This window comes from Shewanella sp. KT0246, assembly GCF_019654955.1.
In the GTDB taxonomy this organism is placed as follows: domain Bacteria; phylum Pseudomonadota; class Gammaproteobacteria; order Enterobacterales; family Shewanellaceae; genus Shewanella; species Shewanella goraebulensis.
Map to the genome: position 1 here is coordinate 1 of NZ_BPEV01000178.1, position 243 is coordinate 243.

Consider the following 243-nt stretch of genomic DNA (forward strand, 5'->3'; position numbering starts at 1 on the left):
CTTTATCTTCAGTGAGCGTTGCAGTTGAAGTGCCTGCAATCACTGCTTTATCGTCAGTACCGTTAATGGTCACGGTGACTTGTTGTTCAGTGCCATCAACAGAGTGAACCAGCAATGTGTCAGTTACTGACTCACCCGTTTTTAGACCTTGAATCGTGGCTTGTGCGTTATCCGCGGTGTAGGTCCAATGGCCGAGATTATTGATAGTCAGCGTACCAAATTGACCTTGCAGGGTTTCTGCGC

General features: G+C 47.7%; 1 protein-coding gene. It reads right to left on the reverse strand.

Going from position 1 to position 243, the window contains the following annotated elements; all coding sequences use genetic code 11:
- Positions 1-243: VCBS domain-containing protein (locus tag K5Q58_RS21025; protein WP_220755765.1), on the reverse strand; the 243-nt coding region annotated here is incomplete at both ends.